Below are 23,590 nucleotides of genomic sequence, written 5' to 3' on the forward strand. Positions count from 1 at the left end.
ATTATCTTGCAAACTGGGCTGCATCTACAATGGTACAGCCTGAATCAAGAATGGCAGATATTAAAAGATCAATATTTTCGTAAAGATAATCCTTTCTGCTGCCTTTAGATTTTCCGGTACTGATGCTTATAACCATTCCGTCATATAAAGAGGCAGTAATCTGATCAATGAGCTGGGAAGAACTTAAGTATTTTACAGATGGATCAGAAGCTGCTTCTTCAAAAGAAACAGAGTCCTTTATTTCCTGACAGGCTTCAAGATATGAATAACCTGCTTCTGCTGCAGCTGCCTTCATCATATCATTACTTCTATAATATGGTGCATGCCACATAAGGGAAAGTTCCTTACCCGTTGCAGAAAAGAACTCATCTTCATTTCTTGCCAGTCCCCTTTTTATAAAATCACTATCAATAATAAAATTAGAAGAAAGAAGATCTGCACTGCTGTAAAAAATTGAAGCACACTGACAGCCGGAAGCAACAATCTGTTTTGTTTCTACAGGATAACGGCGGATAAACTCTCCGTTAAGAAAGAAAGTTCCCTTTAATGAATATTCTTCCAGAACACTTAAAATCTGAGGCACCCCTTCTCCGCTTTCCATTGCATCAAAAACAAGGGCAACTCTTTTTGACTTTCTTGTTTCTGAAGGAATCTCTGTCTGAGAATAAAGAGGATATGTAAGAACAGATCCGGAAAGAGACCTTACATAAATCGAATTATTAAAATGATTATTTAAGGAAGTTCCAAGGAATACCCTGTAACGGGAATTTTTTTCAGAAGCATTCTTTACATCTGACAAAGCAGCATTTAAATCCCAGGATTTTCTTTTGGAATTCCAGCTGTATATTTTACCTGAAGCTGTTTTAGAACAGATTTCTTCTCCATTCCAGAAAGCCTTTCCTGCAGAAGAAAGAAAAAGAACCTGCTGGGAAGACGCAAGACTTTTATAATCAACAGAATAAAGAAAAACAGTTTCGTCACTGCCGGCAACAAGAGTAGAATTTGTAAGCCATAAAAGGGACAGAATCTTTTCTCCTGAAGTTTTTCCGCAGAGTTTCCATTCAGTCAGGTCATAAATAAAGGCTGATTTTCCACTGCCAAAAGCCAGATGCTTTCCGTCTTTAGAAAGCACAGGTTCCGTTGATTCTTCTGTATCAAGAAGAAGTTCCATGCGGCCGTTTTTTCCGTAAAGAGAATAGAAGGTAGCAGTCTTTTTTCCGGTTGAATATGAAAGCATTTCCATCCATAAAAGAGGCTTTCTTTCTCCAGTCCAGAAGACCTTATATTTAAGTGGAGCGCCTTTTATACCAGTAAGGGGATAGATTCCCCGGCTTGTAACATAATCATAACCGGAAGAACCAATGGAATAATAATTTATAAAGTTTCCCCCTGTAATAAGAACCAGCTGGTGGCCTTCATTATCACAAAAGAAGATATCTTCAGAAGGATCAAAGGACTGAGGAAGTCTGCCTGCAATTGTTCCATTGCCAACAAAAGAAGAATACAGACCCCTTGTATAAAGTTCATTTTCCCTGATGAGGTAAATAATGTCACCGCTTATATAAAGAAGGGAAGCATTGTCTGTCCATTCAACAGAAGAAATATAACCGTCACCGATTTTACGGTAATCTTCCGGCAGGCTTACATTTTTAAAGGCAGAAGATGGAGTTATAAAATATACGGCACCATTTTTTTCATAAAGAAGAGCCTTGCTGTCCGGTGCCCATTTTACGTTTACACTGTCATATCTGAAAGGATTTTCTTCAACAAGAATACAGGATTTACCGGTCATTGCATCTACAAGAAGAAGCTGTCCCTGGGCATTTTTTGTCTGGTTTACATAACAAATCCATTTTCCATCTGGACTTGGACTTACAGCACCGATTCTTGTGTATTCAACAGGGATTCTGTCACTTTCACTTTTCCAGGTAAGGGAATCGTCGGCAAAGGAATACCAGGCTGTTCCATATCTGTTACGAAGCTGAAGGGTTGAATTTTCATTGAGCAGTTCCATTTTTTCCGGAAAACAGGTAATAAGCTGGGGACTGCCCTGAATATTATCCTGACCAAGCTTTACCGTAAAAAGGGCATCATACTTACCGGCACCGGGAATATCCTGATTAACTGTATAGATAAGGGAACTTTTCTGATTAAGATCCAGGTTCCCGAAAGTAGCCTGACCGGAGACTATTGCTGAAAGAGCCAGAAAAAGTGCTGCTGAATAGAATTTCTTCATATAATAACCTTATTTCATAAGAGAAAGTGGGTCAATAAGCTTACCATTCTTATAGACACTGAAGTGAAGATGAGGACCGGTTGAATAACCTGTATTTCCTACAAGACCAATCTTAGTATTCTGAGTTACAGACTGCCCCTTTTTACATGTAATCTTGCTCATGTGACCGTAAAGGGTCTGATAGCCATCATAATGATTTATAATTACATAATTACCATAAATGCTTGAGTAACCTGTAAAGCTTACCTTTCCGCTGAGGGAAGAATAAATTGCAGTTCCTGTAGGACAGGCCATGTCAATTCCACTGTGACGGGATGTTACACCTGTAAAAGGATCTGGCCTTAAACCAAATCTTGAAGTAAGACGCCATTTAGCATGAATAGGTTTTGTAAAAAGTTCACCCATAGCCTTCTGAAGGCTTTCACTGTCAAGTTTTGCACCAGGAATAAAAAGCTTCTGTCCGGCAACAAGAACTTCAGATGACAGCTCATTGGTATCAAGAATATCTTCTACAGTAACGGAATATCTTGCAGAAAGCCCCGTAAGGTTTTCTCCAGACTGAACAAGGTGAATAAGGCCGTCTGCAGAAGGAATACGGATTTTCTGACCTGCACGAAGGGACCTTACGTTTTCTATATTATTAACTGCAATAAGTGTAGAAATATTTGAAAGTCCGAATTTGCGGCTGATAGAGCTGATTGATTCACCACTTTTTACAGTATAGTTCTGATAAGTAACGCTTTCCCTGATTCCGGCTGTATTTACAAGAAGACTGCCGTCAGAAGTAAGTACATTACCGTCCTTATCGTAATAAGATGAGTCACTAAAGGCAAACTCATTCATAATTGAATCAATACGTTCCATATCCGGAGCCATAAATTCAACAGGAAGGGCAATACTTGCCTTTTTCTGAAGATAGGAATCAATAAAAACCGGAAGTGATACCAGGGAAAGACCACATAAAGGAATCCACCAGTATTTTGGACCGTATTTTAAAAAACTTGAGCATACAGTCTGCAGGCTCTCTGAAACAAAGGAAAAGGATTCTGTACGTATTTTCTTTACAAATGCCCAGACAAACCCCTTTAAGCTGGATAAATTAAGCCTTAAAGGAATGGCAGAGCCGGCCTTAAAAGAGCGAAAAGCACTGCTTCTTCTAGAAAATGATCTTGAATATGATATACTTGTCGAACAGTTAAATATTTCCATATACTTATTATCGACACAAATATTTTTACATATTAGAATTATTAACATTCATAAAGTTAAGAAAAAAGGTCATTAATATGAAAAGCAAATCAAAAAGTCTGGATTTAATAATAAAAATACTTGCAGCCCTTCTGGTCATTACCATTATCCTTAAGCTTTTTGTAATTGAATTCTATAAAATCTCAGGACAGTCCATGACACCTGCCATTAAATCAGGCTCCACTATTGCCGTAAGTAAAATTTCCTACGGGCTGGTACTCCCCTTCTCTGACAAACTTTTATTCAACTGGTCCGGTCCTAAAAAAGGAGATGTAGTCTTTTACATGTATAATGACAGAATGGTAATAAAAAGATGTGCTGCTACAGCAGGTGATACGCTGGAATATTCCTATAATTCGGGCTATAATTTGAAGGTAAACGGGAAAACTGTTTCCCTTACAAAAAACCAATACGAAAATCTGAAGAATACTACTTCTGTTCCGGAGAACACAATCCTGGCACTGGGAGACAACAGTGAATTTTCAATTGATTCCAGAAATTACGGATTCGTACCGGTAAACAATATTTTAGGCAGAGTTTTATGCAGGTAAACGGCTTCTTTCAAAAAAAACGTTTTATAACCGTACTTACAGTTTTTGTTCTTTTTACCGGATATACAATCTGGAATTTTATACAGCTTTCCTTTGTAAAAAAGCAGCCTGCTGACGAAATCACAAAAACACAGGATTATGAAAGAGGTTCAATCGTAGACAGAAACGGCAAATCTCTTGCGGTACAAACAACCTTCTACACACTGGCAGTAACTGCAAAAAACGTACCGTCTCCGGAAGAATTTGTTAAGGACATAGCAAAAATCATTGATATTGATCAGCTTCAGACAGTAGAAAAAATAAAAAATTCCATAAAAAGCCCGTCTACACCCTTAAAAAAGAAAATTACCCAGGACGAATATAAAGCCCTGCTGAAACTATTTGATGAAAAGAATTACCGCAGTTTCTGGAGACTGGACAAAGTTCCGGGAAGAATCTATCCGGAAAACTCACTTGCAAGCCAGCTTATAGGCTACATGGGAATAGAAGGTTCAGGACTGTCAGGTATTGAATTAAGTCAGGACAAGCTTCTTTCTCCAGACCGGGATAAATCAAAGGAAGCAGAAAAAGACTCCGGTCAGGAAGAAAAATCTGATGACAATCTCAGGTCTACTCAGAATGTTTACCTGACCATTGATTCATCCCTTCAGTATAAACTTGAACAGATTGCAGGGAATGCCATGAAGGAACACCAGGCAGAAAGCGTAATCCTTATTGCTTCCTATGCCAAAACGGGAGAAATTCTTTCATATATTACCCTTCCTTCTGCCAACCTTAATGACTACACATCTTACCCGGCAGAATGCAGGATAGACAGACCTGCAGTTACAGTTTACGAACCAGGAAGTGTATTCAAGATTTTTTCTGTAGCAGCCTTCCTTGACAACGGTTCAATTACACCGGATGACAGCTTCAAATGTGACGGAGTATATTCAAGAAAAACCTCCGGTGGCGAAGTAATCCGTATAAAATGTCTTGACCACCACGGTTACCTTACGGCAAAGGGAGCCCTTAAGTATTCATGTAATGACGCCCTTGCCCAGATGAGTGAAACTATAAATACAGATACATTCCTTGAATACCTCCACAACTTTGGCTTTGGAGAAAAAACAGGTGTTGAACTGCCTTCAGAAACCAAGGGAATTATAAAGGACCAGAATGATAAGTTATGGTCTGCCCGTTCCAAGCCTACTATTTCCATCGGTCAGGAAATTTCTGTAAGTGCCCTTCAGATGGTACAGGCTGCAACTGTAATTGCCAACAGGGGTGTAAAAGTGCCCCTTACCTTTATTCACCGTATTACGGATGCAGAAGGAACTACAACCTACAGCCACCAGACAAGCAAGGGGCAAAGGGTTATAAGTGAATCTACTGCAAAATATATACTGGAATGTATGGAAACCACTGCAAGAAGCGGTACAGGTACAAAAGCTTCCCTTAAAGATATTTCCATTGGTGTTAAAACCGGTACAGCCCAGATGACAGACCCTTCTACAGGAAGGTACAGTACTACAGACTTTATTTCCAACTGTATGGCAGTATTCCCTGTAGAAAATCCGGAAATAGTTCTTTATATCGTTATAGAAAAACCAAAGGGAGAAACCTATGCCGGCCGTATTGTTGCCCCTGTAATTGCCCAGGCAGCAGACGAAATTATTGACTACCTGGGAATGAACAGGGATCAGGCCCCTTCTTTTGAACATTCAGGATATGTAACCATAGAAGGTTCTTCCCCAATTCAGGTTGAATCCACAGTACCGGACTTTACAGGAAGACCAAAAAGAGACCTTCTTTCACTCCTTAAGTCAGGCACCATTAAATTTGAGATTCATGGTGAAGGATGGGTTGTAAAACAGAATCCTCCTGCAGGAAGCCCTGTTACAAAGGACATGACAATTGAACTCTATCTTGAACACTAATCTGGACTTATTCAGACAGAGATTCCCAGGCCTTTATGAAATAAGTAAGGCAGATTCTTCTCAGGAATTTATTACTACTCCTGCAAAAAACGGAGAATATACAGCCTCTTTTAAAGGAAACTGGCTGCATTCAAGATATAATCCCTCCGGAGAAGCCCTTAAACTGATACAGGATTTTGATGAAGACAAATATGAATCTGCCCTTTTTTTAGGAAGCGGTCTTCTTTATGCTCCGGAATTACTTGCAGAAAAAGCTCCTGACAGCCAGATTATTATAGTTGAATCAGATCCTTCTGCCTTTTACGCAGCCCTTGCCTGCCGTTCCCTGGAAAAGCTTTTTAAGCATCCAAAACTGGCCTTAATACTTACAAAAGATTCTGAAGAAGCTGCTTCTGCCCTTAAAAATTTCAGTGCAGGAGGAATGAAAGTTTATTCTTTTCCAAGCCTGACTGCCTCTAATAAAAACTGGTATGAAGCTATAAAACTTTCTGTAGAAAAATCTGCTGAAAGGGAAAAGGTAAATGTAAAGACCCTGGAACGCTTTTCTTCCCTCTGGCTTAAAAACAGCTGCAAAAATTTAAGAAAGAGTTTTACTTTAGACGGAATAAATAAATTTAAGGATATGGCAGGGGATATTCCCTTTACAATCATTGCTGCAGGTCCAAGTCTGGAAAAGATTCTTCCCTACATGGAAGAAATTAAAAAGAGAAGCATAATAGTTTGTGTAGACACTGCCCTTCATGCCCTTCTTGCAAAAAATGTTGAACCGGACTTTATTGTTCTTGTAGACCCCCAGTATGTATGCGCCCTTCACCTGGAATTTTTAAAGGCTCCATCTTCCATTCTTATAGCAGAAAGTGCAGTTTACCCTTCAGTATTACGTTTTGAATGTAAGGAAAGGGTTTTATGTTCCTCAAACTTTCCTATGGGTAAATATTTTGAATCCTATCTGGGAGAAAAAGGAAGGCTGGGTGCCGGAGGAAGTGTTGCAACCGTTGCCTGGGATTTTGCAAGGTTCTGCGGGGCTAAAAGAATATATATAGCTGCCATGGACCTGGGATTTCCGGGAAAGCAGACCCATATAAAAGGTTCACAATTTGAAGAAAAGGCCCACGTAAATTCAATAAGAACAAATACTGCAGAAACCTTTAGTACCGGCTACCTTATGAGTGCGCCCTTAAAAAAAGCCCTTAATTATGAAAACAAGGAAATACTTACAGACTTAAGGATGACCATATTCTCTTCCTGGTTTGAAGCATCCTGCAGTAATGCCCTTATAAAGGGACAAAAAACCTATTCCCTTACATCCGACAGTCTTGCTATTAAGGGAATAGAAAAATCCGGTCTGGATCAATTTCTTAACGAAGGGCTGCTGGACAATAAAGGCAAGGACAGCAGAAATGATTTTTTTGCCAGGGCAGAAAAAGAAAAAGCCAGATTAAAGGAAGAAGAGGCTAAAAAAGAAGGTCCTGATTTTGACCAGGTATTAAAGCTTTTTTTATCCCAGCTTAATTTTCTTACTTGCAATGCAGATGAAGGCTTAAAAATCTGCCGCAATGCCGTAAATGACCTTAAAAAGAAAAAGTCTGTAAATACACCTGTCCTCTTTAATAAACTTGAAGATATAGATAAAAAAATACTTACATCATCTGCAAAAAATGCAGCTGCCCTTGTTTTTCCTACAAAAGACCAGCTGGACAAGCTTACTGTGGGACTTTCCCAGGACAAGGTAATCTGCCAGTTTGAGTATTCCGGAATAGTCTACAAAAGTATAAAAGAAGCATGCTCCTCTTATATTGAACTTCTTGCCGGCTGCTAAAAAAAATCCCTGATTTTTTAAAAAAGCCCTTATGTTTTTTTGACCGGGTCCGATAATAAAAGAGTACTGTGATAACAGTCACGCTGAGAGTGGACAGACAATGAAGTACGGACGGTCATTACGACATCCAGACGCCCGTGCCTTGTGTAATTCATATCTCCATCCGAAGAGGCCCATGTGGAAGTTTTCCGGGGCCTTTTCTTTGTTTTAAAAGCCCTGGCTGATTAAAGAAAATACCCATTCATGCCGATAAGAAATCTGAGGTATTCTATGGAAAATCTGCAGATAGCTTCCCTGAAGGCAGGAGACTGCCACAAAACAGCATTAAAACTTGATTCTCTCTTTCTGGTAACCCTTCCACCATGTCCTATTACTGATGATCTTATTAAGGCCCTTACTGAATGGCAGTTTACGGAACTTGAAGAAAGTCAGGAAGAAAGCGGCAGTACATTTACAGAAGAAGATGTTCAGGAAAAACCTCAGGCAGTAAAAGCTGCACCACACATAGAACTGGAAACCTCAGACATTACTTCAGATTTTATTGACGAAGAAGAAAATCCTGCCCTTACGGCAATAAAGGCAAAGCTTGCAGAGCTTACGGCAAAAGTAGATGAATGTAAGGATGACAAAATAGAAGCCGTTAGAAACGTATACAATTCCTACATGACATACATCCACTGGATTTTTATGCACTATGCCAGTCATAAAAAACTTAACATTAAGGAAATCATGGACACTGTTTCAAGATTCGTTAAGTTTGTAAAAGAAAACCAGCAGACCATGCTCAGGGTTTCTCCTAGTGAAGAAAGTTATGTAAAAAACATGATTATCAGCCATTCAATCCGTTCTGCAGTAATAGCAACTGCCATTTCCATCAGGCTTAATATGCCGGAAGAAAAACTGGTAGAACTGGCAACAGCTACAATTCTTCACGAAATAGGACAGATAAGGATTCCTCCGCAGTTTTACATGAAGGACCACAAACTTACCGCCAGCGAAAAAGCTCAGATGAATACTCATCCTATTATCAGCTATAACATCCTTAAGGAAGCAAACTTTCCATTAAGCATACAGCTGGCTGCCCTGGAACACCACGAAAGGGAAAACGGATCCGGCTATCCAAGACACATTACAGGAGATAAGATTTCACTTTACTCAAAGATTATTTCCGTTGCCTGTTCCTTTGAAGCAATTACAGCCCCAAGAACTTACAAGGATGAACGCAATACTTACGCTGCAATGGTTGAACTGCTTAAAAATGACAACAATGCTTACGACCCTATTGTACTTAAAGCACTTCTTGTTACACTTTCCATTTTCCCTATAGGTTCTTATGTTTACCTTTCTAACGGAAAGATTGCCCAGGTTGTAGATACCAATCCTACTGACCCTAAAAACCCTGTTGTTCAGATTGCAGGTGATAACAGTCCGGAAGGAAAGATTCAGACCAGTGACAACGGTATAAAAATTGTAAGGGCAATGAATAAAAAAGAAACTGAAGACTTCCTTGCAGCAATGAAAAAATAAAAAAATCCGTCTATTCCTGAAGGTTTATATTCAGTAATAAACGGATCTTCTGTAAAAACAAAACAAATTACTTCTTAAAAAATCACTTATTGGAATCAGTTAAAGAAATCCCTTACCTTCTCTACCTCTGCCTGAAACTTTTCATCAATTACAGGGGGATGAGAATTAAAGTAAAGAAGCTGGTCAAGTTCATTCTGAGTATGAACGCCCCATACAGGTACAACATTTTCATACTGATGTAGAAAACCAAAGGCCAGGGGTATATTGCTTAAAACGCCGCCATTTAAAGGCTGCATAGCTATACAGCCGGTATCATTTTGAGCACAGAGCTTTACAATATCCAGGACCCCAGCTTCTGTAAGCATGTTAAAAGGAAACTGAACTGTTTCGTAAAGTCCGCTTTTAACTGCTTCTAAGGCTGTCTGATGATTATAAGTTGCCAGACCTATATGAGAAACGATTCCCTCTTCTTTAAGGGAAAGAAGTTTTTTATATCCTTCATCACTGCAGTTAAGCCCAGGTACTTCTGAATCACATTCAACCTGATAAAGATCAATTGTATCCGTATCAAGAGACTCAAGACTTAAATCAATATCCTTCTGAATACCATCCGGGGTAAGTGAAGATGTTTTACTTGCAAGAAAAACGTTGGACCTGATGCCGTGAAGGGCTCTGGCAAGACGCTGTTCACACAAAGGTTTTGATCTGGCTACATCAAAAAAATTAATTCCTGCAGCATAAGACTGGTGAACAAGGGCACACACCATTTCTTCAGGGTCAGGAGCGGACTCTATTTCCTTACAGTCCAGGCTCATTCCCCCAAAGGCAGTGCGGCTAACCAGAAGATTCGTTTTTCCAAGGGTAACGAATTCCATCTGGTTATTATCTCTGTACCGGCTTATATTCTTTTATTGCTTTCTGAATGAACATTGTAAGTTCACTAAGGGCAACCCTTTCCTGCTTCATGCTGTCACGGAAACGTACTGTTACAGTATTGAAGTTTGGATTAGCAGAACCATCTTCGTTCTTTTCGTTGATTGTATCGTAGTCAACAGTTACGCAGTATGGAGTACCAACTTCATCCTGGCGGCGGTAACGCTTACCTACTGTACCAGAAAGATCATAATCAGTAACAAAATCTTCCTTAAGAAGGTGCTGGATTTCCTTAGCTTTTTCTGCAAGACCGTCTTTCTTCATAAGAGGAAGAACGGCTACAGTAACAGGTGCAAGGCGTGGATCAAGGTGAAGTACTGTACGATAATCATCTTTTCCGTCTGTACCAACATTTTCTTCTTCATAAGCTTCACAAAGGAACATAAGGAAGTTACGGTTAAGACCGGCAGATGTTTCTACTACATAAGGAATGTAGCGTTTGTTTCCGTCTTCCTGATCAATGTAGTTCATGTCTTTCTTTGAATATTCCATGTGCTGTGAAAGGTCAAAGTCTGTACGGCTGTGAATACCTTCTACTTCTTCAAAACCAATAGGGAAATTGTAAGTAATATCGTAAGCATCCTTTGCATAGTGGGCAAGCTTGTCATGGTGATGCCACTTAAGGTTCTTTTCTGCAATACCGTACTTAAGGTAGAAGTTCCAGCGGTCCTTTCTCCATCTGTCAAAAGTTTCGTCTTCTGTACCAGGTTTACAGAAATATTCCATTTCCATCTGTTCAAATTCACAGGTACGGAAAATAAAGTTCTTAAAAATAATTTCATTACGGAAAGATTTACCAACCTGAGCAACACCAAAAGGAATCTTCATGCGGTTTGACTGAACGATGCTCTTAAAGTCAGTAAAAATACCCTGACAGGTTTCTGGACGGAGATAAATAAGATGAGATTCATCTGCAATAGGTCCCTGATAAGTTTTGAACATAAGGTTAAATTCACGTACTGCAGTATACTTGCGGTTTGTACTTCCACAGGTAGGACAGTTAATATGTTCATCAATAAAAGCCTTCATTTCTTCGTGAGACATTGTGTCTACAGGCTTGTCTGTTTTAAAGTCATGGGATGCACACCAGTCTTCAATAAGTTTATCTGCACGATGGCGGGCATTACATTCAAGACAGTCAACCATTGGATCTGAAAAGTGATCTACGTGACCAGAAGCCTTCCATGTTGTATGGTGCTGGAAAATTGCTGAATCAAGACCAACAACATCATCATGAAGCTGGGTCATATATTTCCACCATGCATTCTGAATATTACGCTTAAAATCTACACCAAGAGGACCATAATCCCAGGCACCTGCCTGTCCTCCATAGATTTCTGAAGCCTGATAAACAAAACCCCTTCTTTTACAGAGGGAAATGATTTTGTCAAGGGTACATGCGTGGGTATCTTTTTCGTTTGCCATTTTTATATTCTCCTGTTCCGTTACAGGTTTGTAACGGTCTTAAATATTCAAGATATTATCATAAAGGTTCGTAATTGAAAAGTAGAGGAATTTCCCTAGAGAAGTTTCCTTACTGCCAGAAAAACAGAGCCTAACGCTGCTTCCATGGCATAAGGGCATTCTTAATTGGATGGGAACCAAGAATTTCCTTTTCCTTTACAAGAAGCTCATTCCAGGGTACATCCTTTTTTTCTTTTGCAGAAAGCTGGGGATTTACTTCCAGCCAGTCATACTTATAAAGCCTGATTTTTAATGCATTTGTTGAATTAAAAATAATTCCGCAGAATCCCGGGGCGAGGCCAAAAGTTACAACTGAAAGTGCTGCACTTATAAGATTAAGGATAAAAAGCCCGATTGAAAAAAGAGTATTATCAAAAAACAGTATATATGATTTTTTTAAGCTTTTTAAAAGTGAATTATTCATAAGGCTCATTACCGGAATAAGATACTGAAGGCTTAAAACCGTAACTACAATAAACCAGAAAATAAAGGCTGCAAGAAGAAGGAATACAAAATTTCCTGTAGAAGAAAAGGACTTTATATAATAAGGAATGCTGTACCTTGCAACGGCAAAAAAGAGGGTAAAAATAAGACCGGCCTTTATTCCATCAGTAAAAGAAGAAGGAAGGGACTTAAAGAAAGAGCCAAAAGAAACACCCTCTGACCTTGAAGCAGCAGCTGCATTTTTTCCTTCCGCAAAAAGAAGGGTAAAAATTATTCCGGAAATAACTGTTACAAAGGCAAAATAAATTACAAGGGTAAGAAATGTTCCGGCAGAGAAAAAGCCCTGTAAAAACCAGGCAAGAACTAAAGCAAGAGAAACAATCATCATGAAAACATTCAGAAGAATTACATGAAAAATGTTTTCCCAAACATCAACAAAATTTTTAACAAGAAAAAACTTAAACATGTTAAAAAATTTACTGATTTTATTATTTGCCGTCAACACAAGATAAGTGTTATAGTCTTTATTTATGGAATATTCTAAAAATCAGGTATTAAACCTTATATCTCACATTCATACAAAAAGTGCTGAACTCACAAATAAAAAACTGTCTTCAAAAGGAAGCTTTGTCTCTTCCCACGGCTTTATACTTTTTCTTTTATCAGACGGAAAAAAACATACCATGGGCAGCATTGCAGAAAGAATAAACCGTACCAAATCAACTACAACAGCCTTAATAAAAAAGCTTATACAGGAAGGTCTTGTACAAATGGAAACAAATCAGCAGGACAGCCGGTCCAAGCTTATCTACCTTACTGACAAAGGAAGGGAATATAAAATGTTTACTGACAGTCTTTCCCGCCAGCTTATGGATATCTGCTGGAAGGGCTTCAGTAAAAATGAACAGGAAGAATTAATGAAACTTCTGGCAAGGCTTTCTGACAATCTGGAATAAAAAAGCCCCGGAATCACTTCCAGGGCCTCTGTAATAATTTAGAACTTATTTTTTAAGAAGTTCAGCAAGCTTTTCTGATGTAAAGCCAAGATCTTCTGCTACTTTTGCAGCTGGTCCTGATTCACCAAAGCGGTCGATGGTAAAGAGGTCAGCCTTCTTAGCATAACCTTCCCATCCCATTCTTGAACCGGCTTCTGCAACTACAACGCGTTTTGCATTACCAATAATCTTCTTCTGGAAGTCTTCACTCTGACTTTCAAAAAGATTCTTATCAATAACAGAAACAACACGGATAGTCTTACCAGGAACAAGTTTTGCTGCATTAAGGGACATTTCTACTTCTGAACCTGTAGCAACAACTGTAATGTCAGGAGAATCTGAACCTTCCTGTACTACATAAGCACCCTTCCTTGCTGTATTACGCCAGTCCTTGTCGGCCTTTTCGTAAACAGTAATTCCCTGACGGGTAAATGCCATTGCAACAGGGTGATCCTTGCTTTCCATTGCCATTTCCCATGCAAGCTGACTTTCTTCTGCATCACCCGGACGAAGGAACTGTACGTTTGGAATACAGCGGAGGGCTGCATAAGTTTCTGTAGGCTGGTGAGTTGGACCGTCTTCTCCTACATAAATTGAGTCATGGGTAAAGATATAGATATTAGGAATATTGCTGAGGGCTGCAACCCTGAGTGAACCACGGAGGTAATCACTGAATACAAGGAAGGTTGCACCAAAGGCACGGAGACCACCATGAAGGTTAATACCGCTCATTACCTGACTCATTGCAAATTCACGGATACCGTATTCAATTGTACGGCCCTTGCGGTTTTCCGGAGTATATGTACCGCCATCGTTCTTAAGCTTAGTCTTGTTTGGTCCCTGAAGGTCTGCAGAACCACCTACAAGCCATTCATAGCTGTCTGCCATGCAGTTAAGGCTCTTTCCTGAAGCATCACGGGTAGCAAGTTTATCACCGGCTTTGTATGAAGGAGCTTCAACTTCTGCAGTTTTTTCTCCCTTCCAGTATGCATCCCATTTTTTTGCAAGTTCAGGATTTTCTTTAGCCCATGCATCAAATTCAGCCTGCCATTCAGCTTCTGCAGCCGCAGCATTCTTACGTACTTCTTCAAAGTATTCATATACACCTGGAACTACGTAGAACTGTTCGTTTTCTGGAAGACCAAGGTTTTTCTTTGCTTCTGCACAGCCTTCTGCACCAAGAGGAGCACCGTGTACATCTGCTGTACCTTCTTTTGGAGCACCCTTTCCGATTACAGACTTAAGGATAATAAGTGTAGGTTTGTTTTCTTCTGCCTTTGCAATGCGTACAAGGTCAGCAATTTCTCCAACATTGTACATGCTTCCGCGAAGAACCTGCCATCCGTAAGAAAGATAGCGCTTTTCAATATCGTCTGTAAAAGTAATGTCAGTACAGCCGTCAATAGAAATCTTGTTTTCATCATAGAAAGCGATAAGCTTACCAAGCTTAAGGGTTCCGGCAAGGGAACATGCTTCTGAAGAAACACCCTCTTCAAGACAGCCTTCTCCAACCAGAGTGTATGTATAGTGGTCTACGATTTTATGACTGTTTGTATTAAAGCGGGCTGCAAGCATGGTTTCTGCAATAGCCATACCTACAGAAAGGGCAATACCCTGACCAAGAGGACCAGAAGTTGCTTCTACACCATCTGTAAGTCCTACTTCAGGATGTCCTGCACAGATTGAACCAACCTGGCGGAAATTTTTAATATCATCCATTGAAATTTTATATCCGGCAAGGTGAAGGATGCTGTAAAGGAGCATTGAACCATGACCTGCAGAAAGAACAAAACGGTCACGATCAACCCATTTTGAATCAGCAGGATTATGCTTCATTATTTCTCCATAAAGAACTGCAGCAAGTTCAGCTGCACCAAGAGGAAGGCCAGGATGACCTGAGTTTGCCTTCTGAATTGCATCCATTGAAAGGCTTCTGATTGAAAGCGCTGTTGCTTCAATAGCTTTAGTGTTCATAAAATTCTCCTTATGAAAATATTAAACAATATATTTAATGTCTTTAAATTAATGACAGAACTTTAAAGAAGCTTAAGGGCTTCTATTTTTCTGATCAGCTGCTCTGAATCCGGCTTCATGGCAAGGAATCTGATAAAATCCCTGCTTCTGAAAAGCTTGGCAAGGGAAGAAAGAACTTCCAGGTGAGCATGAGCTGAACTGGATAATACAATAAAAAGAGTATGTACACTAAAAGAATCAGGAGCGTGCATATCAAGAGGATTCTTAAGATAGCAGACAATTATTCTTTCGTTGTCAGGATTTTTAATAAGGGTTCGTCTCGGATGAGGAATAGCAAGGGAATTTCCAACTGCAGTACTAAGAACCCTTTCCCTCATAAGAAGCTCTTCAGCAAAAACCTGGGGAGTAACTTCGTCAGGCAGCCTGGCCCGCTCTGCAATGTAACCATAGATTTCTTCCAGGGTAGAACCTTCTACATTCTTTACAACCCCACCCCTCTTAAGAAGACCGGTAACATCAGCATTACTTTGCATAATTAACTAAACCTCATTTTATAACTTTAAACCTGTCGTGTCGGTTTTTATCAACTGCGTCTTCAAGAATACCCCTGACCTCTTCAAAATTCCAGTTCATTCCGTCAACTGAAAGAAGAAAATCACCAACTTCTCCTTCTATATCAGGATTATCTGAAATAACCTGAAGAAGATGGGTTACATGACTGTAAAGCTGGGAAAGTATTACCAGCTCCTGCTGAGGGAATTTTTCAAGACCGGTTACAAAAGAATCTATCTTAAAAACCAGTTCAGAAACCCTGGTATAAAGATCCAGAGCTTTCTGCCTCAATTCACCTGCAGACCTGTCAGCAAACCAGTTGTATTCTTCGGAGAGTATAGCACTTCGGGATTCCAATAGCAACAACAGTTCTTCACGGTAATTCTGATTGAGGTATTTTTCTGAAGGATACATGCGGGGAATTATAAGGGAACAGTCCTTTTCCCTCCTGAAAAACATATCCAGGATATACTGGTCAAAAATAAAGTCCGGTGTAGCCCAGAATGAATGTTTTCTTGCAGGATATTTCTGAGGGTCAGTAAAGTCTCCCTTATTCCAGGGACCTACAGCAGGAACCGTCTCTCCCTTTTTCCAGAGACGGGTTTCTACGCCGAAGAATTCAATTCCAACCTTTCTGGCATGGCGCTCTATGTATTCACTTATGGAACCGCACTGGTATATGCAAAGCTGGTCTGCATGTTCAAAAAAAACGGTTTCAAGCTGACTTTCTATACTGTCACAGGGACCATGACGGTCAAAACTGTTTATGAGATGCTCTTCAAGATTTGAATACCACTTTACCCTGGCATCAGAAGACTTGTTTTCTACAAAATTTCCGTCTTCATGACAGACCATTACATTAACGCAGCAGTTATCCCAGTCAGATACACTGCATAAAAGCCTGTCTCCCCTGGAAAAGCCGTGTTTTTCTATAAGCGGAGTGATATCAAAACCTGTAGCAAATATTCGTGGAGGCAGTTCAAAATCAGAAACTACAAGATTAAATTCTGCATTGGCAGGATCTGCTGCTACATACTGAGGGGCATATTCTTCTCCAAAAAGGCTGTAAAACCCCAGTACAGTCTGGGAATCAAAGCTGCCTTTTACGGATTTAAGCATCTGGCCGTCACTAAAAAAAGAAATTGCAGATGGTGCTATCTCGTTATTAACAAAGGGAATGCACCTGTGGCCTATTACTACCATTTTCTGGTCAAATTCCCTGGAAGTAGGATGAATACTGAAAAGTTTTCCTGTAAATGCGCCGGCCTTGGTAATATACATTTCCCTTTCAAGTGAAAAAACATAGGGATTGGAGTCAAGAAATTCCCTTACTTCCTGTTCTTTTGCCTTAATTCCAAGAGAAAGGAAGATACGTGTCATATCCTTAAGAGTAAAATAATGTGTAAAAGTCCTTAGGAACCTGTTTACAAGCTCCTGTTTTTTCTCCGGCATGTCCATAATTTTAATGCAGTTTTAATGAAATTCAAAATGGCTGCTGTCCCGTAAAAAAGAGACACATGGGACAAAATACTGAAATTCTTTTCATTTGACAATATCAAATTCTTCTATTAGTATACATTCTAATTAGATTTAAAAAATTTATGTGACTAAGGAGAAATTAAATGCGTTATGCAATTTACATCATTCTCCCCGTTGCAGGTGTTCTACTTGGATGGATTTTTCGCTGGATATACGCCAGATTTCAGCTTACTGCATCAGAACAGAAAGCAGTAAGAGTGAAGCAGGATGCAATAAAAGAAGCAGAAGCTCAGAAAAAAGAGATTCTCCTTCAGGCAAAAGAACAACTCATTCAAGACCGGAACCAGCAGGAACGGGAGAACAGGGAAAGACGGGCCGAATTACAGCGTTTTGAAAGCCGTGTTAACAAAAAGGAAGAACTTCTGGAACAGAAAAGCCAGGAATTCGAAAAACGTGACAGGGAAGCTGCCCAGCGTTCAGCAGAAATGGACAAAAGGGAAGCAGTTATGAAGGCTGAGGAAGAAAAACTCCGTTCAGAACTGGAAAGAATTTCCGGACTTACTGCAGAAGAAGCAAAAGCCCTGATTATTAAAAATCTTGAAAACGATGCCAGACATGATGCTCAGGCCCTTCTTAACAAAATTGATCAGGAAGCCCAGCTTACAGCAGAAAAAAAGGCTCAGGAAGTACTTGTTGCTGCAATTCAGAGAATTGCTACAGAAACCACAGGTGACCTTACAGTAACAACAGTTTCACTTCCAAGTGACGAAATGAAAGGCCGTATTATCGGACGTGAAGGCCGCAACATCCGTACACTTGAAACACTTACAGGTGTTGACATCATTATTGACGATACACCGGAAGCAGTAGTAATCAGCTGCTTTGATCCAGTACGTAAGGAAATTGCCCGTGTAGCCCTTGAGCGTCTTATTACAGACGGCCGTATTCACCCTGCACGCATTGAAGAAATCGTACAGAAGGTAACAAGGGAAATCCAGCAGAAGATTTACGAAGAAGGAGAAAAAGCCCTCTTTGACCTTGGCATCCACAATATGAATCAGGATGGACTCAGGGCAATCGGACGCCTCTACTTCAGGACAAGTTACGGACAGAACGTACTTACCCACTCTAAGGAAGTTGCAGAACTTGCAAGCATACTTGCAGCAGAAGTTGGAGCAAACAGGGAACTTGCAAAACGTGCAGCCCTTCTCCACGATATTGGTAAGGGTGCAGAAAACGACAGTGACCAGAACCATGCAGAAGTTGGTGCAGAAATGGCAAGAAAGATGGGAGAAGATCCTAAGGTCGTAAATGCTATTGCAGCCCATCATAATGATGTGGAAGCACAGACAATAGAAGCTGTAATCGTACAGATTGCAGATGCTATCAGTGCAGCCCGCCCTGGTGCACGCCGTGAAACCGTAGATAATTACGTTAAGCGTCTTGAAAACCTTGAAGAAACTGCAAGAAAGTTTGAAGGGGTTGAACAGGCTTACGCAATTCAGGCTGGACGTGAACTGCGCATTCTTGTTAATAACGAAAAGATTCCTGACAATCAGGTTAAGGATCTTGCAAAACAGATTGCAAAGCAGATTGAAACCGATCTTCGTTATCCTGGAAGAATCCGTATAACAATGATCAGGGAAACACGTATTATCGAATACGCAAGATAACCTGATTATAATCAATACATTAAAAAGCCCTGCTTATGGTGAGAATCCACAAGCAGGGCTTTTTAATGGATATCAATTCTTCTACTTTAAGGCTGGGATTATACAGCGGAAATTAATTTATACACCCGCTGTAATTTCTTCTGCCTTTGCCCTTACAGCTTTATAAAGAACTTCCTTGTTATCTGCATTTTCTGTAATAAGACGGACAAAAACACTTCCTGCAACTACAGCTTCTACATGACCTGCTAAAGCTCCGGACTGTTTACCACTGGAAATACCAAAACCACCGTAAACTTTACTGCCGCCTGCACTAACCTTATTAAGGAAATCCATGGTAGCCTGATCTATAGAAGTATCACTTCCTGTAATACCTGTACGTAATGCAGCATAAATATAAGGGAATCCGGCATCAGCCATTTTTGCAAGGCGCTCCTGAGACATTGAAGGTGCTGCTACAGGAATATTTACCATTCCATTTTCTTTACAGGCTTCAGTTAATCCTTCATCAAAATCAAAAGGAAGGTCCGGAATAATCATTCCCTTAACTCCAGCTTCAGCAGCCACTTTACAGAATTTTTTTACCCCTGGAGTATAAACAAGACTGCCATAACTCATAAGATAAATTGGAATCTGAGGATAAGCTTCATGTACCTTTTTTATAAAGGCAAGACCATCAGCTGTTCTGTAAGACCTTTTTAACACTTCTGTACATGCACCCTGAATTGCAGGACCATCTGCACTTGGATCAGAAAATGGCAGCTGTATTTCAAGAATATCTGCACCACCATCAACAAGAGCCTTAGCTGCAGTAAAAGCAAGGTCATCAGAAGGATAACCTGCTACAAGATGACTCATTAAATTTATTTTTGCACACATACAATTCTCCTTAACCCATAATCTTTGCTTCGTGAATGTCTTTATGTTCTTCAAGACGTTCAATTTCTGCATGAAGGAAGTCCAGCCATTTTTCAAGACGGAATACAGGACTTGTAATAAAGACATCCTTGTCTCCCCTTCCGCTCATGTTAATAATAATTGCCTTGCTTGAAGGAAGAGTTGGTGCCAGTTTAATAGCCTGAGCACCTGCATGAGCACTTTCCAGGGCAAAGAGAACACCTTCATTTTTTGCAAAAAACTTTACGGCTTCAAGAGCTTCTTTATCGAGGGCAGAAGTAAATTCAATACGGCCGCTTTTTCCAAGGGCTGCCAGCTGAGGACCGATACCGCAGTAATCAAGACCTGCACTGATTGATCTTGTAGGAAGGGCCTGTCCGTCATCATCAAGAAGAAAACGGCTTTTATATCCCTGAAGAATACCGTCACGGCTGGCATTTCCTGTCATACGGCTGGCATTCTGACCAACATCAGGACCAATACCACCGGCTTCTACACCAATAAGGCGTGGGGAATCTTCATCTACAAAAGGTGCAAAGAATCCTATGGAATTTGAACCGCCGCCTACACAGGCAATCAGGGCTTCTACATCAAGATTTCGTTCTGCAATCTGCTTTTTTACTTCCTTACCGATAACACTCTGAAATTCCCTGACCATATCCGGGAAAGGAGCAGGTCCTAAAGCACTGCCAAGAACATAGTGAGTTGTATCAGGATTTGCAGCCCAGTCACGCATAGCTTCGTTTACGGCATCCTTTAAAGTGCGGCTTCCGGAAGTTACGGCATGTACTTTTGCTCCATAAAGTTCCATAGCGGCAACATTAGGCTGCTGTCTGCGTACGTCAACTTCTCCCATGTAAACTGTACAGTCAAGGCCCAGTTTGGCACAGGCAGCTGCAGTAGCAACTCCATGCTGACCGGCTCCGGTTTCTGCAATAATACGCTTTTTTCCCATGCGCCTGGCAAGAAGACACTGACCTATTGCATTATTGATTTTGTGGGCACCTGTATTTGCAAGACCTTCAAGTTTAATGTAAATCTGAGCACCGCCTAAAATCTTACTGGCAGTTGCTGCATGTAAAAGAGGGGTTTCCCTTCCTATATAATCCCGCTGGATTTCCTCTAATTCCTGTGTAAAGGAAGGATCGGACATGGCCTTGCGGAATTCAGTTTCAAGTTCATCAAGTGGACGCCTTAAAACTTCAGCTACATATTTTCCGCCAAACTGACCGAAAAATCCGTTATCTGAATGTGACATATATTACTCCTGTTTCATACTGTTTATGTTTCTATAAATAGTAACATTATATAAAAAACGTGTCAACATTATGAAACAGAAAGTTTTCTTTTATTCTTCTCCCTGCATGTACTTCTTTGGAGTTGAACCGGTAATTTTCTTAAAAAGCTTGGTGAAATATTTTGTATCATTAAAACCAACCTTTTCTGAAATTTCATAAACCTTGTAGTAACCATGCTTAAGGTAAAGACATGCTTTTTCTATGCGGACCTTATTTACATAATCAACAAAGCCCATACCCATGTCCTGAGAAAATTTTGTAGAAAGATAACTTGCAGAAAGTCCAAGTTTACCTGCTACTACAGAAAGGGAAATATTTTCTGAATAATGATCATCAATATATTTAACTGCCGCCCTGGTAATGGAAGATCTCTTATCCGGAGAAATGACTTCATCCTTTACAGTCTGTTTAGATGCAAAGCTGTTTACAAGATCAGCAAGCTGGGAAGCCTTTACAGGTTTCATAATGTATTCCTTTGCACCATAATGCATGGCCTGCTGGGCATACTCAAAGTCATTATAGCCGGAGAGAATAATAAAGACAGGAGCAAGACCGGCTTCTTTAGTAAGACGCATAACATCGATTCCTGTATAAACAGGCATCTGGACATCAAGAATGACAATATCAGGAATATTCTTAATAATCATTTCAATTGCACTTCCACCGTCTCCGGCTTCAAAGACCTGTTCAACTGAAGGACAATGATTTTTAATGTACCTGTGTAAACTTGAACGTACAAGCTCTTCGTCATCAGCTATCAGAATTTTCTTTGCCATCATTTTCTCCTGCCGTTAAATCCTCACTGAACGGCACAGTTATTTTTACAGAAGTTCCTTCACCAGGAACGCTGTCAATCTGAACTATTCCTTCATCGCCGTAAAGAATCTTAATACGGTCAATGATATTTTTTATTGCATAACCGCCCACCCGGTTATGATCCACCTTTTTTTCTCCGGTAAAGAGAGACTGAATATCTTCCTGGGACATACCGATTCCGGAATCCTTAATCTCAAAAACCATTCTGTCATCAACAAGTTTTCCGCTAATCATAAGGTTGCATTCTGATGTTTTGTTTGAAAATCCATGTTCAATTGAATTTTCTACAAAAGGCTGAAGAAGAAGCTTGGAGAACTTTTGCTTTTTTATCCTGTCATCAAGAAGAATAGCATACTGAAGTTTTGTGTTAAACCTCATTTTCTGAACTTCAAGATAGCGTTCAATAAGTTCAAATTCATTTTCTACAAGAATCTCCTGTTTACCCCTGCTGAGAACAAGCTGGAACAATCTTGAGAGAGAAAAAATATTATCTGCCAGAGTTTCGTTATTGTGATCTACAGCCTGCCAGTAAAGGGAATTAAGGGTATTGTAAAGGAAGTGAGGATTAATCTGAGACTGAAGGCTGGCAAGTTCATTTTCCTTTTCCTTCATTTTAATAACATAGTTTTCGTTAATCAGGGACTGAATATCCGAAACCATTTTATTAAAGGCCTTTGCAACATCTCCGATTTCATCATCATCGTAAATCTTTACATGCTGGGTAAAATCACCTTCTGCAAATTTTGTAATACCTTCAGAAAGTTTATAAAGAGGTTTTGTAATGTACTTGGACATTATTTTAAGAAGAACATATAAAGAAAGTAAAATCAGTATAAGTACATAAAGGTAAATAAGGAACTGCTGAAGAAAGAAAATCTTGTAGGCCTTAAGTGAAATTATATCACAGACAACAGAACCGTATTCATCAAGTTTGCAGCATGAAACATAATTGCCCTTATAATAAAAACTAAAAAAATTATTCTGTTCATTAAAGGAAGTAATTATATTTTTGCGGATATATTTTCTTAACTCATTGTTGTAATTATCAATAGAACAAAGTTCTTCGCCATCACTGTTAAAGACAATACAGCTTTCTCCCCTGCTTGTAATGGAAGCCTGGCAGATTTTCTTAAACTGTTCCCTGTTAAGGGCTATGGCCATAAAACAAAGAGGTATCTTGTCATAAATGCCATATATCTCACGATAAAAAACTATTTTATCCTGACGGTTAATTTCAAAAGTACCAAAACGGCTTTTTGGAACGGAACACCAGTACATTCCATAAAGACTGTTCATTGTTCTGGCATATTCTCTTGTCCTGCGCACATCTTCTACCGAATGAATGTTTACGGTTCCATCCATACCCCTGAGGTAAGGCTGAACTCCATTTTCCGGATAAAGGGCAAAGCTTTTTATGTTTCCGTTTAAGGCAATTAAAGTCTGAAGCTTTTCTATTCTTGCAACATCCATCCAGAGAATAGGATTTGCATTCATCTCGTTTATTTTATCAGAAAGAAAAATAGACCTTATATCATTATCAACACCAATGTAAGTAGAAAGCTGCTTGATTTCATCCTGCATGAGCTTCATGTTAAGGGCTATACTATGAGCACTGGTTTTTGACTTATCCCTTATGTCACTGAATTTTGCCCGGAAAGAATGAAAACAGAGAAAAAGAACGATAAAGAGAAATAAGGGAGATAAAATCCTGTAACCGAATATTATTACTTTTCTACGAATACTTCGTCTTGTACTTTTAACTTTCATG

The 23,590-nt window shown here is 39.7% G+C and carries 18 protein-coding genes; 6 read left to right on the forward strand and 12 right to left on the reverse strand.

The annotated features are described in order from the left end of the window. Position 1 precedes the first annotated feature (1 nt). Together K6D58_RS06180 and K6D58_RS06185 are read right to left on the reverse strand one after the other, a co-directional pair. A complete protein-coding gene (locus tag K6D58_RS06180; protein WP_296828686.1) occupies positions 2–2,236 on the reverse strand; it encodes a polysaccharide deacetylase family protein in 2,235 nt (744 codons plus the stop codon). A gap of 9 nt (positions 2,237–2,245) precedes the next feature. After that, positions 2,246–3,445, reverse strand: a complete 1,200-nt coding sequence (locus K6D58_RS06185; RefSeq protein ID WP_296828688.1) for a peptidoglycan DD-metalloendopeptidase family protein — start codon at positions 3,443–3,445, stop codon at positions 2,246–2,248. Positions 3,446–3,522: 77 nt separating this feature from the next. Here K6D58_RS06185 and lepB point away from each other — a divergent pair, with 77 nt between their 5' ends. The 4 genes from lepB (at position 3,523) to K6D58_RS06205 (ending at position 9,300) form a co-directional block, all read left to right on the forward strand. Continuing rightward, complete coding sequence (gene lepB / locus K6D58_RS06190; protein WP_296828689.1) at positions 3,523–4,035, forward strand: signal peptidase I; 513 nt, start codon at positions 3,523–3,525, stop codon at positions 4,033–4,035. After that, entirely contained in the window at positions 4,026–5,954 is a 1,929-nt protein-coding gene (locus K6D58_RS06195) for a penicillin-binding protein (RefSeq protein WP_296828691.1), read from the forward strand. The genes lepB and K6D58_RS06195 overlap by 10 nt, the downstream gene beginning before the upstream one ends. Next, positions 5,932–7,773: a motility associated factor glycosyltransferase family protein gene (locus tag K6D58_RS06200; protein ID WP_296828693.1), complete on the forward strand. Its 1,842-nt coding sequence runs from the start codon at positions 5,932–5,934 to the stop codon at positions 7,771–7,773. Before K6D58_RS06195 ends, K6D58_RS06200 begins: the two co-directional genes overlap by 23 nt. Positions 7,774–8,043: 270 nt before the next feature. After that, the gene (locus tag K6D58_RS06205; RefSeq protein WP_296828695.1) at positions 8,044–9,300 is read left to right on the forward strand and encodes an HD-GYP domain-containing protein; all 1,257 of its coding nucleotides are present in this window, start codon (positions 8,044–8,046) and stop codon (positions 9,298–9,300) included. A gap of 95 nt (positions 9,301–9,395) precedes the next feature. Here the strand turns inward: K6D58_RS06205 and K6D58_RS06210 are convergent, their stop codons facing one another. The 3 genes from K6D58_RS06210 to K6D58_RS06220 all read right to left on the reverse strand — a co-directional run bounded on the left by K6D58_RS06210 (position 9,396) and on the right by K6D58_RS06220 (position 12,607). Continuing rightward, positions 9,396–10,175: an aldo/keto reductase gene (locus tag K6D58_RS06210; protein ID WP_296828696.1), complete on the reverse strand. Its 780-nt coding sequence runs from the start codon at positions 10,173–10,175 to the stop codon at positions 9,396–9,398. A 7-nt stretch (positions 10,176–10,182) separates the two neighbouring features. Then, on the reverse strand, positions 10,183–11,658 hold the full coding sequence (locus K6D58_RS06215; protein ID WP_296828698.1) for a glycine--tRNA ligase: 1,476 nt from the start codon (positions 11,656–11,658) through the stop codon (positions 10,183–10,185). A gap of 130 nt (positions 11,659–11,788) precedes the next feature. Further along, the gene (locus tag K6D58_RS06220) at positions 11,789–12,607 is read right to left on the reverse strand and encodes a YesL family protein (protein WP_296828701.1); all 819 of its coding nucleotides are present in this window, start codon (positions 12,605–12,607) and stop codon (positions 11,789–11,791) included. Positions 12,608–12,671: 64 nt separating this feature from the next. Between K6D58_RS06220 and K6D58_RS06225 the strand changes: the two genes are divergently transcribed. Then, positions 12,672–13,097, forward strand: coding sequence for a MarR family winged helix-turn-helix transcriptional regulator (locus K6D58_RS06225; RefSeq protein WP_296828703.1), 426 nt, complete (start codon positions 12,672–12,674; stop codon positions 13,095–13,097). Positions 13,098–13,142: 45 nt separating this feature from the next. On the opposite strand, the gene tkt is transcribed toward K6D58_RS06225, so the two are convergent. The 3 genes from tkt to K6D58_RS06240 form a co-directional block, all read right to left on the reverse strand. Then, positions 13,143–15,110, reverse strand: a complete 1,968-nt coding sequence (gene tkt, locus K6D58_RS06230; RefSeq protein WP_296828705.1) for a transketolase — start codon at positions 15,108–15,110, stop codon at positions 13,143–13,145. Between the two features lie 62 nt (positions 15,111–15,172). Then, positions 15,173–15,643 (reverse strand): PTS sugar transporter subunit IIA, encoded by a 471-nt coding sequence (locus K6D58_RS06235; protein ID WP_296828706.1) that lies wholly within the window; start codon positions 15,641–15,643, stop codon positions 15,173–15,175. Between the two features lie 13 nt (positions 15,644–15,656). Next, positions 15,657–17,114 (reverse strand): hypothetical protein, encoded by a 1,458-nt coding sequence (locus K6D58_RS06240; RefSeq protein WP_296828708.1) that lies wholly within the window; start codon positions 17,112–17,114, stop codon positions 15,657–15,659. A 170-nt stretch (positions 17,115–17,284) separates the two neighbouring features. Here K6D58_RS06240 and rny point away from each other — a divergent pair, with 170 nt between their 5' ends. After that, entirely contained in the window at positions 17,285–18,814 is a 1,530-nt protein-coding gene (rny, locus tag K6D58_RS06245; protein ID WP_296828710.1) for a ribonuclease Y, read from the forward strand. Between the two features lie 117 nt (positions 18,815–18,931). Here rny and trpA read toward each other — a convergent pair whose 3' ends face one another. The 4 genes from trpA to K6D58_RS06265 form a co-directional block, all read right to left on the reverse strand. Further along, entirely contained in the window at positions 18,932–19,690 is a 759-nt protein-coding gene (gene trpA, locus K6D58_RS06250; RefSeq protein WP_296828712.1) for a tryptophan synthase subunit alpha, read from the reverse strand. Between the two features lie 10 nt (positions 19,691–19,700). After that, positions 19,701–20,966, reverse strand: a complete 1,266-nt coding sequence (gene trpB / locus K6D58_RS06255) for a tryptophan synthase subunit beta (RefSeq protein WP_296828714.1) — start codon at positions 20,964–20,966, stop codon at positions 19,701–19,703. 90 nt (positions 20,967–21,056) lie between these two features. Continuing rightward, positions 21,057–21,782, reverse strand: a complete 726-nt coding sequence (locus tag K6D58_RS06260) for a response regulator transcription factor (RefSeq protein WP_296828716.1) — start codon at positions 21,780–21,782, stop codon at positions 21,057–21,059. Continuing rightward, positions 21,757–23,589 (reverse strand): sensor histidine kinase, encoded by a 1,833-nt coding sequence (locus tag K6D58_RS06265; RefSeq protein WP_296828718.1) that lies wholly within the window; start codon positions 23,587–23,589, stop codon positions 21,757–21,759. The genes K6D58_RS06260 and K6D58_RS06265 overlap by 26 nt, the downstream gene beginning before the upstream one ends. Between the last annotated feature and the right edge of the window lies 1 nt (position 23,590).

The sequence above is a fragment of the Treponema sp. genome, from assembly GCF_024696245.1.
Taxonomy (GTDB): Bacteria; Spirochaetota; Spirochaetia; order Treponematales; family Treponemataceae; genus Treponema_D.